Origin of the sequence: Oceanobacillus sp. FSL K6-3682 (assembly GCF_037976165.1) — a bacterium.
GTDB classification, from domain to species: domain Bacteria; phylum Bacillota; class Bacilli; order Bacillales; family Amphibacillaceae; genus Oceanobacillus; species Oceanobacillus sojae.
This window is the reverse complement of record NZ_CP150263.1, coordinates 3,550,592-3,567,174: the sequence shown is the minus strand read 5'-3', so window position 1 is coordinate 3,567,174 and position 16,583 is coordinate 3,550,592. Positions and strand designations below refer to the sequence as shown.

General features: G+C 37.7%; 13 protein-coding genes. All 13 read left to right on the top strand.

Annotated elements, in window-relative coordinates; all coding sequences use genetic code 11:
- Positions 1–20: 20 nt before the first annotated feature.
- The 13 genes from fliS (at position 21) to uvrB (ending at position 16,576) form a co-directional block, all read left to right on the top strand.
- A complete protein-coding gene (gene fliS, locus MHH51_RS17630; RefSeq protein ID WP_156984890.1) occupies positions 21–422 on the top strand; it encodes a flagellar export chaperone FliS in 402 nt (133 codons plus the stop codon).
- On the top strand, positions 422–775 hold the full coding sequence (locus MHH51_RS17625) for a flagellar protein FliT (RefSeq protein ID WP_156984889.1): 354 nt from the start codon (positions 422–424) through the stop codon (positions 773–775). The genes fliS and MHH51_RS17625 overlap by 1 nt, the downstream gene beginning before the upstream one ends.
- Positions 776–1,054: 279 nt before the next feature.
- Positions 1,055–1,612 (top strand): ribosome-associated translation inhibitor RaiA, encoded by a 558-nt coding sequence (gene raiA, locus MHH51_RS17620; RefSeq protein WP_147210172.1) that lies wholly within the window; start codon positions 1,055–1,057, stop codon positions 1,610–1,612.
- 356 nt (positions 1,613–1,968) lie between these two features.
- Positions 1,969–2,121 carry a hypothetical protein gene (locus tag MHH51_RS17615; RefSeq protein ID WP_156984888.1) on the top strand — a complete coding sequence of 51 codons (153 nt, stop codon included), beginning with the start codon at positions 1,969–1,971 and terminating at the stop codon, positions 2,119–2,121.
- Between the two features lie 354 nt (positions 2,122–2,475).
- Entirely contained in the window at positions 2,476–4,995 is a 2,520-nt protein-coding gene (gene secA, locus MHH51_RS17610; RefSeq protein ID WP_339282701.1) for a preprotein translocase subunit SecA, read from the top strand.
- Positions 4,996–5,228: 233 nt separating this feature from the next.
- Positions 5,229–6,327 (top strand): peptide chain release factor 2 gene (gene prfB / locus MHH51_RS17605; RefSeq protein ID WP_147210174.1). Its coding sequence is split into 2 segments (ribosomal slippage): positions 5,229–5,291 and positions 5,293–6,327, totalling 1,098 coding nucleotides; the frame shifts between segments, so codons are not numbered across the junction.
- A 98-nt stretch (positions 6,328–6,425) separates the two neighbouring features.
- Positions 6,426–6,737, top strand: a complete 312-nt coding sequence (locus MHH51_RS17600) for a cytochrome c (RefSeq protein ID WP_147210175.1) — start codon at positions 6,426–6,428, stop codon at positions 6,735–6,737.
- Between the two features lie 768 nt (positions 6,738–7,505).
- Positions 7,506–8,192 carry a cell division ATP-binding protein FtsE gene (gene ftsE / locus MHH51_RS17595; protein WP_339282698.1) on the top strand — a complete coding sequence of 229 codons (687 nt, stop codon included), beginning with the start codon at positions 7,506–7,508 and terminating at the stop codon, positions 8,190–8,192.
- Positions 8,182–9,075 carry a permease-like cell division protein FtsX gene (gene ftsX, locus MHH51_RS17590; RefSeq protein ID WP_339282696.1) on the top strand — a complete coding sequence of 298 codons (894 nt, stop codon included), beginning with the start codon at positions 8,182–8,184 and terminating at the stop codon, positions 9,073–9,075. Before ftsE ends, ftsX begins: the two co-directional genes overlap by 11 nt.
- Positions 9,076–9,325: 250 nt before the next feature.
- Entirely contained in the window at positions 9,326–10,912 is a 1,587-nt protein-coding gene (locus MHH51_RS17585) for a peptidoglycan DD-metalloendopeptidase family protein (RefSeq protein WP_339282694.1), read from the top strand.
- 518 nt (positions 10,913–11,430) lie between these two features.
- Entirely contained in the window at positions 11,431–12,903 is a 1,473-nt protein-coding gene (locus MHH51_RS17580) for a S41 family peptidase (protein ID WP_147210179.1), read from the top strand.
- A gap of 108 nt (positions 12,904–13,011) precedes the next feature.
- Entirely contained in the window at positions 13,012–14,211 is a 1,200-nt protein-coding gene (locus tag MHH51_RS17575; protein ID WP_339282691.1) for a PDZ domain-containing protein, read from the top strand.
- 382 nt (positions 14,212–14,593) lie between these two features.
- Positions 14,594–16,576: an excinuclease ABC subunit UvrB gene (gene uvrB / locus MHH51_RS17570; RefSeq protein ID WP_147210181.1), complete on the top strand. Its 1,983-nt coding sequence runs from the start codon at positions 14,594–14,596 to the stop codon at positions 16,574–16,576.
- The last annotated feature ends 7 nt before the right edge of the window (positions 16,577–16,583 follow it).

Sequence of the window (16,583 nt, the reverse complement as noted above, 5' to 3'; positions counted from 1 at the left end):
TAAAGAGGGGATGACCCGGTATGAGTAGTAATAAAGCGTATCAAACCTATCAAAATAACTCTGTAAATACAGCATCTGGCGGAGAGCTGACATTGATGCTCTATAACGGCTGTATTAAATTTATAAAACAGGCAATGAAAGATGTCGATAATAAAGATTTTGCTGCTAAGAATACGAATATCCAAAAGGCGCAGAAAATTGTTAATGAACTGATGGTGACTCTGGATATGAAAATGGATATTTCCCATCAAATATTGCCATTGTACGACTACATGCATAACCTTTTAACGGAAGCGAATATAAAGAATGATATAGAAAAATTAAAAGAGGCACTCGGCTACGCAGAAGAATTTCGTGATGTCTGGAAGCAGGTTATTCTCAAAGATCGTCAGCAGAAATTTAAACAAGGTGCTTCCGTCTGATGAACCGGATACTGCCTATCTACCAAATAACAGAAAGCATGCAGCAGTTATTATTACAAGATATTGATTCCCATAATCGAGAAGAGGTAATTGGTATATTTCAGGAGAAAATGGAAGAGAGAGGGCAGCTGCTGGAAGCAATTGAGCCTCCTTATACAGAGGATGAAGAAAAACTCGGCCGGACAGTTGTGCAAATGAATAAAGGTATCGAGCAAAAAATGAAATATTTATTTTTGGCATTAAAGAATGAAATGAAACAGGTGCAGCAGCAAAAAAAATCAACAACGAGCTATTCTAACCCATATAAAAATGTACAAAACATGGACGGGATGTTCTTAGATCAAAAAAAATAGAAAATTAAACTGTTCTAAAAAAGAGGTAATTAGTATTTATTAAACTGGTTATCTCTTTTTTTTGTACATTAGAAATCAATACTTTTTCTAAAAATAAAAGTCATTATTTATTCTAATTCGAATTTTGTCAAAAAATCTTTGAGCTTTTCAAAGCTTGTATATAAAGGGCTTAAAGTAATTTGATAGAAAGCGTTTACTAAAAAATAGAGGTTTAGAGAAGAGAAGTTTGTGAAATAGTGCTATAATATATTTATAAAAGTATAGAAGGAGGACACTTACATGAAATTTAATATCAGAGGCGAAAATATTGAGGTTACAAGCGCTATTCGAGAGTATGTTGAGAAAAAGATCAGCAAACTGGAAAGATACTTTGATTCCGCTCCGATTAGCGATGTGCATGTAAATTTAAGTGTCTATAATGATGAACAGCGAATTGAAGTTACCATTCCGATGACAAATCTATTACTGCGTGCTGAGGTACAGCATATTGATTTATATGCTGCTGTAGACTTAGCGGTAGATAAATTAGAGAGACAAATTCGCAAATATAAAACTAAAATTAATCGTAAATTTAAACAAAATGGTTCACCAAAGCATGCTTTTGCAGAATTGGAAAAAGAAGCCAGATTAGCTACTGAAGAAAATAATGAAAATGATATTGAAATCGTACGTACAAAACGTTTTAATTTAAAACCAATGGATTCTGAGGAAGCAATTTTACAAATGGATATGCTTGGACATGCTTTCTTCGTATTTACAAATGATCAATCCGGCGAAACAAACGTTGTTTATAAACGCCGTGATGGAAAATACGGTTTGATTGAACCGCATGTTTAAATAAAAATATAAATATACATTGATAAAGAGCAGTGCACCTTTCATAAATGGTGCACTGCTCTTTTTACTGGCTTTAAAAAGCGAGAAGTCGTTTTTACATGCTTTTAATTACTAATCTAATTGTAGAAAACAGTTAAATAATATAGAACTATATCAATTCACGTAAATTTGTCGAAAAAAACATCAAAATAACTTTTTGAAGCTATTTTTGCGAGAAATAGTCATTATTTGCTGTCAAAATGACAATTACCCCTGGGCAAATTGTCATTTTGTATGTCTGAAAACGTCATTTTGCTGATTCGCAGGGAAAGAAAGGATATGATATAAACAAATTAGAAAGAAAAGGAGGCAGTTTAATGCAGTATATCAACCAGCGATTATTGAATGAACTGGAACAGCGTGTTAAGCAGCAGGAACATACTATTCAACAGCTATTACGTATTGTAGCTAACCTCAACAAAAATGTAGTACAACTATCCTCTGAACAAAAAGAAAAAATACAAAAGTAGTAATTTACGTACTACTCTACGCAAGGCTTCCACGCAAGATCGCCTCATTCAGAACTGAAATAATCGTTTCAGTTCTTTTTTTATACTTGAAGCCTGAAAATCATTTGGAAGCCTGCCTTCATGATAGAATTTAATTATGGTGAATAAGACGGGGTATGTAAGTTGTCATAACGGTTTAGGAAGTGTTATGATATTAATATTGACCATTGCCTATAAGAAATGGTAAATTAATTAGCTATTGATATCATTAACTTTACACAATGGTATGTTATATATTTTATTTATACTACAGATGATAAACAAAATAGTGTTTATAAGAAATAAAAAGTTTCAATTAACTGAGGAGCGTTCATTATGGCAGGAATTTTAACAAAGATTTTTGGTGACGGAAATCAAAAACAAGTGAAGCGTATCGAAAAACAGGTGGATCAAATTGAAGCATTAGAGCCTGAAATGGAGAAGCTTTCAGATAATGATTTGCAAATGAAAACAAATGAGTTTAAAGAACGGATTGCAGATGGAGAGGATTTGGACAATCTTCTGGCAGAAGCATATGCTGTTGTCCGGGAAGCTTCAAAACGAGTGCTCGGAATGCGCCCATTCCGTACACAATTAATTGGTGCAGTAGCTCTGCATAACGGAAATATCGCTGAAATGAAAACAGGGGAAGGGAAAACGTTGGCTTCAACAATGCCAGCGTATCTTAATGCACTTTCTGGTGAAGGCGTGCATATTATTACGGTCAACGATTATTTAGCTGATCGTGATGCTAAGGTGAATGGAGAATTGTTTGGCTTTTTAGGATTAACTGTCGGTTTAAACCATAATGGTCTCCCTAAGGAAGATAAGCGTGCAGCTTATCAGGCTGATATAACCTACGGAACAAATAATGAATTTGGTTTTGATTATTTAAGAGATAATATGGTGCTGTATAAAGAACAAATGGTGCAGCGTTCATTAAACTATGCGATTATTGATGAGGTCGACTCGATTTTAATTGATGAAGCTCGTACACCATTGATTATTTCCGGGTCAGCAAAAAAATCTGCATCTCTTTATCAGCAGGCAGACCGATTTGTGCGTACCCTGCAAATAGAAGCAGATTATACGTATGATGTGAAAACAAAGGCAGTGCAGCTGACAGAGCAGGGTATTGATAAAGCAGAAAAATTCTTTTCTATTGAAAACTTATTTGATTTATCACATGTTTCCTTGACGCATCATATTAATCAGGCTTTAAAAGCACATGTGGCTATGCATAAAGATACGGATTATATGGTGGAGGAAGGCGAAGTCATCATTATTGACCAGTTTACCGGTCGTAAAATGAAGGGTCGCCGTTATAGTGATGGACTGCATCAGGCTATTGAAGCAAAGGAAAATTTACAGATTCAAAATGAAAGCATGACATTAGCTTCTATTACCTTCCAAAATTATTTCCGGATGTATAAAAAGTTGGCCGGGATGACTGGTACAGCGAAAACGGAGGAAGAAGAATTCAGAAGCATCTATAATATGGATGTTATTGCTATACCAACGAATCAGCCGGTTGAAAGAGACGATCGGGCAGATCAAATTTATAAAACCATGGAAGGTAAATTTAAAGCTGTTGTAAATAATATAAAAGAACGGCACGAAAAAGGCCAGCCAGTACTGGTTGGTACAGTAGCAGTTGAAACTTCGGAATTAATCTCGCAAATGCTGAAACGCGCGGGAGTAAAGCATGAAGTATTAAATGCAAAAAATCACTTCCGTGAGGCTGAAATTATTGAAAATGCCGGTCAAAAAGGTGCTGTAACCATTGCGACCAATATGGCCGGGCGCGGGACAGATATTAAACTGGGTGACGGTGTCAAAGAGCTTGGAGGTCTTGCGGTAATTGGTACGGAACGGCATGAATCACGCCGTATTGATAACCAGCTGCGCGGTCGTTCTGGTCGTCAGGGAGATCCGGGTATATCACAATTCTTCCTATCTATGGAAGATGAGTTGATGCGCCGCTTTGGGTCAGATAATCTGAAAGCAATGATGGAAAGACTTGGTATGGATGATGACCAGCCAATTGAAAGCAGAATGGTATCCCGAGCTGTAGAATCCGCCCAAAAGCGGGTTGAAGGAAATAACTACGATGCACGTAAAACTGTCCTGTCCTATGATGATGTGCTCCGCGAGCAGCGTGAGATTATTTATAAGCAGCGCTTTGAAGTAATTGATTCTGATACTAACCTTCGTGAAATCATTATAAATATGATTCAATCTACGGTAGAGAGAATTGTTGGTACACATACACAGGATAATGATGAAGATAATTGGAATCTGGATGCAATTGTCGAGTATGTGGAAGGTAACTTGCTAGAACAAGGCGATATTACAGCAGCTGAGCTGAAGGATAAAGAAGCAGCAGAAATAACAGGCATTATTATGGAGAAAGTTAACGGCCGCTATGATGCAAAAGAGGAAGAACTTACACCTGAGCAGTTTGCTGAATTTGAAAAAGTTATCTTACTGCGTACAGTTGATACGAAATGGATGGATCATATTGATCAAATGGATCAGCTGCGCCAGGGTATTCATTTACGTGCGTATGGACAGAACGATCCGTTGCGTGAATATCAAATGGAAGGCTTCACTATGTTTGAAGAAATGATTGCAAGTATTGAAGAAGAAGTCTCCAGATATGTCATGAAGGCACAAATTCAAGAAAATCTGCAGCGTCAGGAAGTAGTAAAAAATACACAAGCTGTTTCCGGCGGTGGAGAAGGCCAGAAGAAGAAATCAAGAAAGCCTATTGTAAAAAATAATACAGTCGGCCGAAATGATCCTTGTCCTTGCGGCAGTGGGAAAAAATATAAAAATTGTCATGGCAAGCAATAATCTGGCATAGACAATGAAAAGCTGTAAATGATGTTAGAAGAATCAACAACTGGATGAAGGAAAACTTCAAGACAATTACTTTTCATAAAGCGAAACTTCATTTTCTGTTTTAAGAGGAGAAGTTCGGACGGTTATCCGTGATTAAAAGGAAAAGGAATCTGGATTGCGGCCCCTTTATCCAGTTGTTTTGATTAACAGTTATAATTTTAAGTTTTACTAGGAGGAGTCAGTTTATGGAATTAAATGAAATTAAACAAGAGCTGGAAAAAATAACTTCACGAGTTGAAGAGTTCAGGGGGTCTCTTTGACCTCGAACAGAAGAAAGCACGAATTGCTGAGTTAGAAGCGCTTATGTCTGACCCGTCATTCTGGGATGATCAGAACCAGGCGCAGACTGTTATTCAAGAATCTAACGGCTTAAAAAGCTATGTTGATTCTTTTGAAGAGATCCATGAAACATTAGAAAATCTGGAAGTTTCTTATGAACTGGTTAAAGAGGAAAATGACCAGGAATTATTTGAAGACTTACAGTCAGAGCTTCAGGAATTTAAAGACCAGGTAAATAAATTTGAGTTACAGCTCTTATTAAGTGAGCCTTATGATGCAAATAACGCAATTTTAGAACTGCATCCTGGAGCGGGCGGTACAGAATCGCAGGACTGGGCAAGTATGCTGTTGCGTATGTATCAACGCTGGGCTGAGAGTCATTCTTTTTCCGTAGAAACGATTGACTATCTTCCTGGAGAAGAAGCAGGCGTGAAGAGCGTTACGCTATTAATTAAAGGACATAATGCATATGGATATTTAAAAGCAGAAAAAGGAGTTCACCGGCTTGTTCGGATTTCTCCGTTTGATTCGTCGGGCAGACGACATACATCCTTTGTATCCTGTGATGTTACTCCAGAGATGAGTGATGATGTTGATATCGAAATAAAATCAGAGGATATAAAAGTGGATACGTATCGTGCAAGCGGTGCTGGCGGACAGCATGTCAATACAACAGATTCGGCTGTACGAATTACCCATCTTGCAACAAATATCATTGTTACATGTCAAAATGAACGTTCCCAGATAAAAAACCGGGAACAGGCTCTGAAGATGTTAAAATCAAAGCTTTATCAATTGGAAATCGAGAAGCAGAAGCAGGAATTAGCTGAAATTCGTGGAGAGCAGATGGAGATTGGCTGGGGAAGTCAAATTCGTTCCTATGTTTTTCATCCGTATTCTATGGTTAAAGATCACAGGACAGATGTAGAAACTGGGAATACTCAGGCTGTTATGGACGGCGAAATAGATATGTTTATTGATGGCTATCTCCGTGCGCAAATGTAATAAAGCTAAATTGTCCTTTTTTGTACAAAATGATCCCTTCAGAGTAAGACATAAAGAAGATATACTAAAAGTAACAACCAGCAGGGAGGGATGAGAAAATGAAAAAAGGAATAACTGCACTGTTTTTAAGTGTGCTTATTGTTCTTGGAGCCTGTGGTAACGCGGATGATATTCGTAATGCTGATGAAGATTTAGAGGCTGGGGAACAAGTATATCGCAATAATTGTGCTTCTTGTCATGGAGCTGATCTTTCAGGGAATGCCGGTCCATCACTGGTTGATGTCGGCTCGAAATATTCCCAGGAACAAATTGCAGATATAGTTCAAGAAGGTATCGGCGGTATGCAGCCGCAGCAGCATGTAGAAGGAGAAGACCTGGAAGAGTTAACTTCGTGGTTATCCGAACAATAATATTTGACAGACATTTGCCTTGCTGCAAGTGTCTGTCAGCATTTTTATATTTTTAGCTGAATCCTTATTTTGAACAGCTGGGTGTTATAAAACATCAGCTGTTTTGGTTATTAGCCGGATAAACTTGTTTTTGATGTCTCTTCCTCTTATTGTCATCCTATTAAAACTGCTATCTATTTGATGACATATACTTCGTTTTTTTCCTCCTATTTCTTAAATAATTGTAATAGTCATATCTACTTAAATTTTCATTTTATCTATAATAAAAAATCTATATCTTGCCTTTTTTACATGTTAAAGTTTCCTGAAATTTTACAGAAACAGTATTTCGACACAGTAAAAATTTTAGCAGAGTTTCTTGTATGCCTCGGTTAATTTCAATTGATAAAAGTGCTGCGGTTTAAACTGGCTTAGTAATAACAAAAGCTTACTCTAGCACAGATAAACTCTGCCCCTTTCCTGGACAGGTTTCTCAAGTTCTCTTTGTCTGTTTATTACAAGGATTGTCGAATTGAAATGAAAATGTAATACGATTTTTTCATCATAAAATACCAAGAGATGTTATAATTATTTTTGTTCGTTTAATTCTATTTAGATGAATTTAATTAATATGAAAAAGACAGAGATTAATAGCAGTATGAAAAATATATCGAACTTTATAATAGATGCAGCGAAATATGCCTTTTTTTGTGCTTTAAGAAAGAAGACATAAGTCAGATCAGGTTATGTCATGGACTGAAATAATAAATTAAATTGGGTGGTCATGAAATGATAACAATGGAGAATGTATCCAAAACATATAGTAATGGTGTAACAGCACTGAACGATATTAGTGTACATATCGATCGTGGTGAATTTGTTTATATTGTTGGCCCAAGCGGAGCCGGTAAATCATCATTTATTCGATTGATTTACCGGGAAGCAAAGCCGACAAAAGGAAAAATAATTGTGAGTGAACGGGATTTAAGCAAGTTAAAGGAAAGACATATCCCCTATTTACGCCGGGATATAGGCGTAGTCTTTCAGGACTTTAAGCTTCTGCAAAAACTGACAGTCTATGAAAATGTGGCGTTTGCTTTAGAAGTAATAGAAACACCGCCAAGAACCATAAAACGCAGAGTACAGGAAGTTTTGAAGCTGGTAGGATTAGAAGAAAAGGAAAAAATGATTCCAAGCGAATTATCAGGTGGGGAACAGCAGCGTGTAGCAATCGCACGGGCAATTGTAAATAATCCTAAGGTTGTTATAGCGGATGAACCGACAGGAAACTTGGACCCAGATACTTCGTGGGAAATCATGAAGGTTCTGGAAGATATTAACTCAAAAGGTACAACCATAATCATGGCAACCCACAGTAAACATATTGTTAATACAATTAAACGTCGTGTCATTGCAATTGAAGATGGGGTTATTGTACGAGATCAACAGCGGGGTGACTACGGCTATGAAATTTAGAACATTGTTAAGACATATACGTGAAGGTACCAAGAATATATTCCGGAATGGATGGATGACATTTGCTTCGATCGCAGCTGTAACAACAACCTTAATTCTGGTTGCAGTCTTTTTAGCCCTGGTTCTGAACCTTGACCAGATGGCTAAAAATATCGAGCAGGATGTTCAAATCAGTACTTTGATTGATATGACAGCAGATGAAGATCAAATTGTCGAACTTGGTGAAGAAATTGAACAAATAGATGGTGTAGCAGAGGTGCAGTTCTCTTCTAATGATAACGAGCTGAGTAAATTAGTTGAGAGTATGGGAGATGAAGGACAAGCATGGTCTATGTTTGAACAGGATAATCCGTTAAACCATGTTTATATTGTAGAAGCCAGTATTCCGGAAGAAACCGAGGTTATTGCTGATCAAATAGAAGAGCTGAATAATGTAGAGAGTGTATTATATGGAAAGGAAGTTGTCGAACAGCTTTTCCAATTTAATAATTATGCGAGAGCAATTGGATTGGCATTAATTATAGCTCTAGTATTTACGGCAATATTCTTAATATCTAATACAATTAAGATAACTATTATAGCCAGAAGTACAGAAATTGGGATTCAAAAGTTAGTAGGAGCAACAAATTCATTTATCCGCTGGCCATTCTTTGTTGAAGGGGCTTTATTGGGAATTCTCGGTTCTCTGGCTCCGGTAGCGGTTATACTTGGAGGCTACTACTATATATATAATAATTTTGCGAATGTAGTTAATTTCCGATTTGTAGAACTATTGCCGTTTGATCCATTCGCTTGGCAATTATCAGGAATGGTTCTTCTAATCGGTGCAGTAATAGGTATTTGGGGAAGTGTGATGAGCGTACGCAAGTTCCTGAAAGTATAAGGATGATAGATAAAGAAAGTTTATTACCGTAAATCATCTGTAAATTTTTTGGTTCAGGTCAAATGGACGTTTACACTCAAGAGTTAGATGAATATTTGTAGTTTCATTCAGTATAAGCAGTATAAAAATTTTCACTGAATGAAACTTCATTTTATTTTAAATAAGTATTATCAGAGGGACAAAATGGCGGTAAAGCTATTGAAGCAGTCATTTTCTAAAGCCAGAAACAAAATGGAGAGGGGAACAACATATGAGAAGCTTGAGAGCATTAGCATCAGTAAGCCTAGTTACTTTGCTCGCAGTGACAACACCATTACATTCTGTTTCAGCAGAGTCTGTAAAAGATGTGGAAGATGAAATTAGTGAATTAGAAAAAGAAAAGTCTAATCTGGAAACAGAAAAAGAAGAGGCAAAGAAAAAGAAAGAGGATTCTGAAGAAAAGCTGGAATCTAATCAACAAGAGCAGAATGAGGTTGAGAGTGAAATTTCATCAATAGATGAAGAATTAAATCAGACGCAATCCGACATTACTGCAAAAGAGAGTGAAATTGAGGAAACGAACCAGGAAATAGAGAGCCTCAATAACGAAATTGAAGAGCTGTCCAACCGTATAGAAAAATTAGGGGATGAAATAAAAGACTTAGAAGAGCGAATTGAAACCAGAGACCAGCTCATCAAAGACCGCCTCCGTACCATTCAGCAGAATGGCGGGGAAATCCAATACTTAGAAGTGATATTTGGAGCACAAAATTTTAGTGAATTTGTGTCCCGGAGTACAGCAGTCAATACGATAATGGATCAGGACAGATCTATTTTAGAAGAACAGGCAAATGATAAGGCTCAACTGGAAGAAAATAAAGAAGAAGTGGAAGCAAGCAAGGTAACTGTTGAGGAAAATAAAGTAGCTGTCGAAGAAAATAAGGCGGCACTTGAGGGGCAGCATGAGGAGCTGCTTGCATTAGAAGAGCAATTAGATGAACAAATTTCTGATAAAGAAACTTTATTAGCTGACTTAGAAATTGAATATAATGATATTGAAGAAGTAAAATTAACAGCTGAAGAAGAACAGCAGCTGATTGACGCTCAAGCAGAAGCAAAACAAGCGGCTTTAGATTCTGCACAGAGTAAAAAAGCAGAAATAGAGCAGAAGGAAGCAGAAGAAGCGGAACGTGCCCGGGCAGAAGCAGAAGCTGAGGAGCAGCGCAAGGCGGAAGAAGAGCGTAAAGCTGAGGAAGAACGCCAAAAAGAAGCGGAACAACAGGAAGATAGCGAAGAGCAAACAGAGAGTAATTCAAGTGAGTCTGAAGGCAGTGAATCCTCTGATGAAGAAGAAAGTGAAAACGATGTACAGGTAGCCAGCGGTTATACAGCTGAAGCAGAAGTGAAAACAGAAACAGAGACAGCAAGTGAATCAGTTCCAAGTAACAGTTCCGGCTTTATCCGCCCTACTTCTGGACCACAAACCTCTCCATTTGATCCTAATCGGGTACATCCAATTCATGGAGATGTCCGGCCTCATAATGGGATGGATTTTGGACAAAGAGGAGAAGCAGATAAAGTGATTCGTGCTGCAGCAGATGGTGTTGTTGCTTACACTGGTACAATGAGCGGTTATGGGAATACAGTTATGGTAACTCATAATGTAAATGGTCAGGATTATACTACTTTGTATGCTCATTTATCAAGCTTTACTGTATCTAACGGACAAACAGTAAGCCAGGGAGATCAGATTGCTGTGATGGGGAATACAGGAGGATCTACCGGTGTCCATCTCCATTTTGAAATTCACCCTGGAGGGTACAAGAATCCTGTTGATCCATCAGGTTATATAAATTAATTCATTGCGTAGTTAATAGAATAAAGAAATCTATCAAATGGAAATCCGAACTAGTATTCAAACCCCTTTCATAGGAGTTTGAATCAGTTCGGATTTCTTGTTATCAAATAAAGGACCAACGGCTTTCTACTACTGTCTGGGATTGCGGTTTGGTATTCGGACAAAAAGAACAGGAATTTCAAATAAAGTGTTTCTTAAGGATGTTTGTTTAAAATCATAGTCATTCGCTTCATAACATGATATGCTTTTCTTATTAGAAAATAAAAAATACCATTTTATCATAGAAACTGTTTGTAAAGCTCCTGTTTTGGGTTGAAAAATGGTTTTGTTTAGTAATCTCGGTCTACTTCCATAGAAGGAAGTTTTGTTTTATCTATCAGGGATTATTTCTTTTAAGATAACAGGTATAATGGAATTGTGAAGGTCAGCCGTTTTTTCATAATACCTGCTATATATTAATTATTCAACTTCAAAGGTGAATGGAAGCTTTTGAAGCATTTAAAGAGGTGTAGAAAGAAATGAAGCTTAATCAATCTAAGATTATACTGATATTAATAGGAGCCTTGCTTATTGGGCTTTTAGGCGGTTACGGCGGAGTGAAGCTAGCCCAAAATCAGGGTGACAGCTCTCCTTTAGAGATAACTGATACAGAAACATCCGACAATGAAGGAGAAGGTACAGATGCTGATTTGCCGGCAGATTTAAACAAAATTTCGCAAACCTTTGATTTGATTAAATCAAACTACATTGAGGATGTTGATGATAACGAGCTGGTAGAGGGTGCTATAGAAGGTATGCTTTCTACACTGGAAGATCCGCACACCTCCTACTTAGACAGTGAAATGATGCAGCAATTTAACGAACAGATTGAATCATCCTTTGAAGGAATCGGGGCAGAAGTCAGTGAGGTAGATGGTTATATTACGATTATTTCACCAATGAAGGATTCTCCAGCAGAAAAAGCCGGGTTGCGTCCAAATGATCAGGTCCTAAGTGTGGATGGAGAAAGCGTTGAAGGATTAAATGTGAACGAGGCTGTTGCTAAAATTCGCGGGGAAAAAGGTACGGATGTTGTTTTAGAGATACAGCGTTCAGGCGTTTCAGATCCATTTGAAGTAACCATTCAACGGGATACGATTCCTGTTGAAACAGTATATAGTGAAATAAACAGTGAAAATGGCAAGGATACTGGTGTTATTCAGATTACCAACTTCTCAGAGCACACCAATGAAGAGTTTACAGAGCAGCTGGCTGATTTAGAGGATCAGGGTATTGACGGTCTTGTCATTGATGTCCGCGGAAATCCGGGAGGTTTATTAGATGTTGCAGAAGATATTCTAAAGCAGTTTGTCCCTAAAGACATGCCATATTTGCAAATAGAGGATTCTGATGGAAACACAGAAGAGTTTGCATCAGATTTAGAAGAGGAGAAGGATTATCCAATCAGCGTGTTAATTGATGAAGGAAGTGCATCTGCTTCAGAAATTGTCGCTGTAGCAATGAAAGAGCTTGGATATGATATTGTTGGAGAAACCAGCTTTGGAAAAGGTACAGTGCAGCAGGCTATTCCGCTAGGCGATGACAGTTCTATTAAAATGACAACCTATAAATGGTTATCTCCGAACGGTGTATGGATTGACGGTGATGGTGTGGAACCGACCGTCGAACAGAAACAGGATGATTATTACTATTCCATTCCAATTCAAGTAACGGATGATGAGCCGCTCACCTTTGACCATACAAGTGAAGCAGTAGCTAATATGCAGGTAATGTTATCCGGTTTAGGATATGACACAGGAAGAACAGATGGTTACTTTAATGAAGAAACAGAAAGTGCTGTAGAAGATTTCCAGGAAGATAATGATTTGGAGGTAACCGGAGAAGTAGATGAAGAAACCGGGGGCTTAATTGAAACACAAATTATTGAAAAAATCCGTTCCGGAGAAGATGATGAGCAGCTGGAACGATCTTTGGAAGAGCTTTATCAATAAATGAAACTTGACTTCTTGATAGAGAAATATTTGTTCATCCATCATGCTATGATGGATGAACAAATTTTAACGTATAAAATGTATTCGCGAAGAAGGTGAAGAATATTGGTGGAAGAATGGCTTATTGAACTGGCAAAAGGTATAGGGAAGTTCTTTCTGAATCCGGCGTTATACTGGTTTTTATTTATATTAACCATGGCAAGTTATTTCCGGATTAAACGGGAGCGGTATGATTTCGGAATAAAAATATATCCAAAATTTATTGAATGGCATCGGACTTGGCTTGTTTCATTAATTAGCGGCATACTTATATCTGCTGTAATTATTGGAGTCGGCATGGTGTTCTCCTATGAAACACTTTTCGTATTAGCACTCAGTTTTATCGTTTTAAGTATCAGTACCCGTTTTACGCTGTTGTCTCCAAGCTATACGCTGGGACTGACATTTTTGATTTTATTTTTTGCACCTTATGTACTCGACATGCAAAATTGGTTTGATTACTCTCTGCTCTATGAACGCAGTCTTCCTGCTTTGGCAGTCCTGGCCGGATTATTGCTTTTTGTAGAGTCTCTATTAATTAAACGTGTTGAAAAACAAGATTTATTTCCGAGAATTCAGCTGAGTGACCGGGGTGTCTGGGTAGGAGAGCAGCAAATCAAACGATTAACGGTAGTACCGCTGCTTATGCTTGTGCCTGAAGGGTTAATCACTTCTTTTGCACCTTGGTGGCCGTATTTATCAATAGGGGAATCTTCTTTAGGTCTGGTGCTCATTCCCTTTTTAATTGGCTTTAACTATAAAGCAAAAGGCCATTTCCACCAAGATGCTATTTACAAGCTGGCAAAGGCGAATACATTTTTGGCAATTGGCATTTTCCTTATTGCTGTCGCAGGAATATTTATTCCATATCTTTCTCTGACTGCAATTATCCTTGCAATCATAGGAAAAGAATATTTGAACTATCGATATAGAGAAGGAGACCGCTTACGACGGCCGTATTATCAGCCGCATCCAAAAGGCTTGCGGGTTGTGGGGATTCTCCCGGGAAGTCCGGCAGACAGGCTGGAGATAGAACCTGGTGAATCTATCTATAGAGTGCACGGGAAAAATGTACAGACAAGCCAGGCTTTTTATGAAGCTTTACAGCGAAGCGGGGCTTATATTAAATTGGAAGTCTTTAATCATGATAATGAGATTCGTTTCGTACAATGTTCCCTATATGAAGGAGAGCATCATTCCTTGGGCTTTCAATTTGCTGAAGAGCCTTATAAAGCAAGAAGAGATAAAAAAAATAATAATGCGTCCTAAAATAAGAATGCTTGAAACGGTGATTACAACCGGGTTCAGGCATTCTTATTTCATTATAAAATGTAAATCAGGATTGAAAGATTGACAGAAAGGCTATAATGAAAATAGAGGCTATTAAATCAATTTTTTTAATTCCTGATTAAATTCTACAGATGATAAATCAAATAGCGTTATTATATAAAAAGCTCGGACTATGATGGAGTGATTAATTTAAGACCATTGGAAACAATACTGTGGTATTCCAGTATTACTAATGACCTGCATTAATTTATAAATACTAAAAAAGATATATAATTTCTTAAAAAACAAGTCGAATACTTGTTCGTTTTTTAAGAAAAGGATATAATAGATAATAGCTATTGTAAGGAACGGAGGAAATAGGATGAAGGAGCATTTTGAATTAGTTTCTGCTTATGAGCCGGCGGGAGATCAGCCGGCGGCAATTAAAGAAATTGTAGAAAAAATACTTGCCGGGCAGCATCATCAGACCTTACTTGGTGCCACCGGGACGGGAAAGACATTTACCATGTCCAATGTTGTAAAAGAAATTAACCGGCCGACACTTGTTATTGCACATAATAAGACATTGGCAGGACAGCTTTACAGCGAGTTTAAGGAGTTTTTTCCAAACAATGCTGTAGAGTATTTTGTAAGCTATTATGATTATTATCAGCCGGAAGCTTATGTGCCTTCTACGGATACTTTTATTGAAAAGGACGCAAGTATAAATGATGAAATTGATAAATTGCGTCACTCTGCTACATCAGCACTATTTGAAAGAAATGATGTATTGATTGTAGCAAGTGTATCGTGTATCTATGGCTTAGGTAACCCGGAAGAATATAAAAGTCAGGTACTTTCTTTAAGGCTTGGCATGGAAAAAGAAAGAGATCAGCTCCTGCGCGAATTAGTAGATATTCAATATGCAAGAAATGATATTAATTTTCAGCGTGGTACATTTCGTGTGCGTGGAGATTCGGTAGAAATTATTCCTGCTTCTCATGAGGAGCATTGTATCCGGGTGGAATTTTTTGGAGATGAGATTGATCGGATTCGGGAAGTTGATGCATTAACCGGTGAGATTATCGGTGACCGTGAGCATGTCGCTATTTTCCCGGCATCCCACTTTGTTACCCGTGAAGAAAAAATGAAAATTGCCATTAAAAATATTGAGAAAGAATTAGAAGAACGGCTGAAGGAATTAAATGATGCAGGAAAACTGCTGGAAGCCCAGCGTCTGGAACAGCGCACGAATTACGATTTAGAAATGATGCGGGAAATGGGATTTTGTTCCGGAATTGAAAACTATTCACGTCCTTTAACATTACGTGAGGCAGGAGCCACACCGTATACATTGCTGGATTTCTTTCCAGAGGACTTTTTAGTGATTATTGATGAATCCCATGTGACATTGCCGCAGATTCGTGGTATGTATAACGGAGACCAGGCGCGGAAACAGGTTTTGGTTGATCATGGATTCAGGTTGCCTTCAGCAATGGATAATCGTCCGTTGCGCTTTGAAGAATTTGAAGAAAAAACCAATCAGCTTGTTTATGTTTCCGCAACGCCAGGTCCATATGAATTAGAGCATTCACCAGAAATGACAGAACAGATTATCCGTCCGACAGGTTTATTGGACCCAGTGGTGGAAGTACGGCCTATTGATGGACAGATTGATGATTTAATTGGTGAAATTAACAAACGGACAAAGAAAAATGAACGTGTATTAATCACGACCTTAACGAAGAAGATGTCAGAGGACTTGACAGATTACTTAAAAGAAATAGGAATGAAGGTTGCTTATCTGCATTCTGAAATTAAAACTTTGGAGCGGATCGAAGTTATTCGTGATTTGCGTGTTGGAAAATATGATGTCCTTGTCGGGATTAACCTCCTGCGGGAAGGACTGGATATACCAGAAGTATCTCTGGTTTCAATCCTGGATGCTGATAAAGAAGGCTTCCTCCGTTCAGAGCGTTCCTTAATCCAGACTATGGGACGTGCCGCAAGAAATGAAAATGGTAAAGTTATTATGTATGCTGATAAAATTACGGATTCCATGCAAAAAGCGATTGATGAAACAGATCGCCGTCGTACTGTACAACAGGAATATAATGAAAAGCATGGTATCACTCCACAAACTATTCGTAAGGAAGTCCGTGATGTTATTCAGGCAACTGTTGCTGCGGAAGCACCGGAAGCATATGATTCTGAAACAAAACAAGTGAAGAAGATGACGAAGAAAGAAAAGCAGAAGGTTATCGAAAATATGGAAAAAGAAATGAAACAGGCAGCCAAAAATCTAGACTTCGAGAAAGCAGCAGAATTAAGAGATGTTCTCTTGGAGCTAAAAGCGGAAGGATGAATTTTTT

Bases quoted from the DNA above. Each gene is read 5' to 3' on its own strand.
- secA (WP_339282701.1), top strand. From the start codon at position 2,476: ATGGCAGGAATTTTAACAAAGATTTTTGGTGACGGAAATCAAAAACAA.
- MHH51_RS17580 (WP_147210179.1), top strand. From the start codon at position 11,431: ATGAAGCTTAATCAATCTAAGATTATACTGATATTAATAGGAGCCTTG.
- MHH51_RS17585 (WP_339282694.1), top strand. From the start codon at position 9,326: ATGAGAAGCTTGAGAGCATTAGCATCAGTAAGCCTAGTTACTTTGCTC.
- MHH51_RS17625 (WP_156984889.1), top strand. From the start codon at position 422: ATGAACCGGATACTGCCTATCTACCAAATAACAGAAAGCATGCAGCAG.
- raiA (WP_147210172.1), top strand. From the start codon at position 1,055: ATGAAATTTAATATCAGAGGCGAAAATATTGAGGTTACAAGCGCTATT.
- fliS (WP_156984890.1), top strand. From the start codon at position 21: ATGAGTAGTAATAAAGCGTATCAAACCTATCAAAATAACTCTGTAAAT.
- ftsE (WP_339282698.1), top strand. From the start codon at position 7,506: ATGATAACAATGGAGAATGTATCCAAAACATATAGTAATGGTGTAACA.
- uvrB (WP_147210181.1), top strand. From the start codon at position 14,594: ATGAAGGAGCATTTTGAATTAGTTTCTGCTTATGAGCCGGCGGGAGAT.
- MHH51_RS17615 (WP_156984888.1), top strand. From the start codon at position 1,969: ATGCAGTATATCAACCAGCGATTATTGAATGAACTGGAACAGCGTGTT.
- MHH51_RS17600 (WP_147210175.1), top strand. From the start codon at position 6,426: ATGAAAAAAGGAATAACTGCACTGTTTTTAAGTGTGCTTATTGTTCTT.
- ftsX (WP_339282696.1), top strand. From the start codon at position 8,182: ATGAAATTTAGAACATTGTTAAGACATATACGTGAAGGTACCAAGAAT.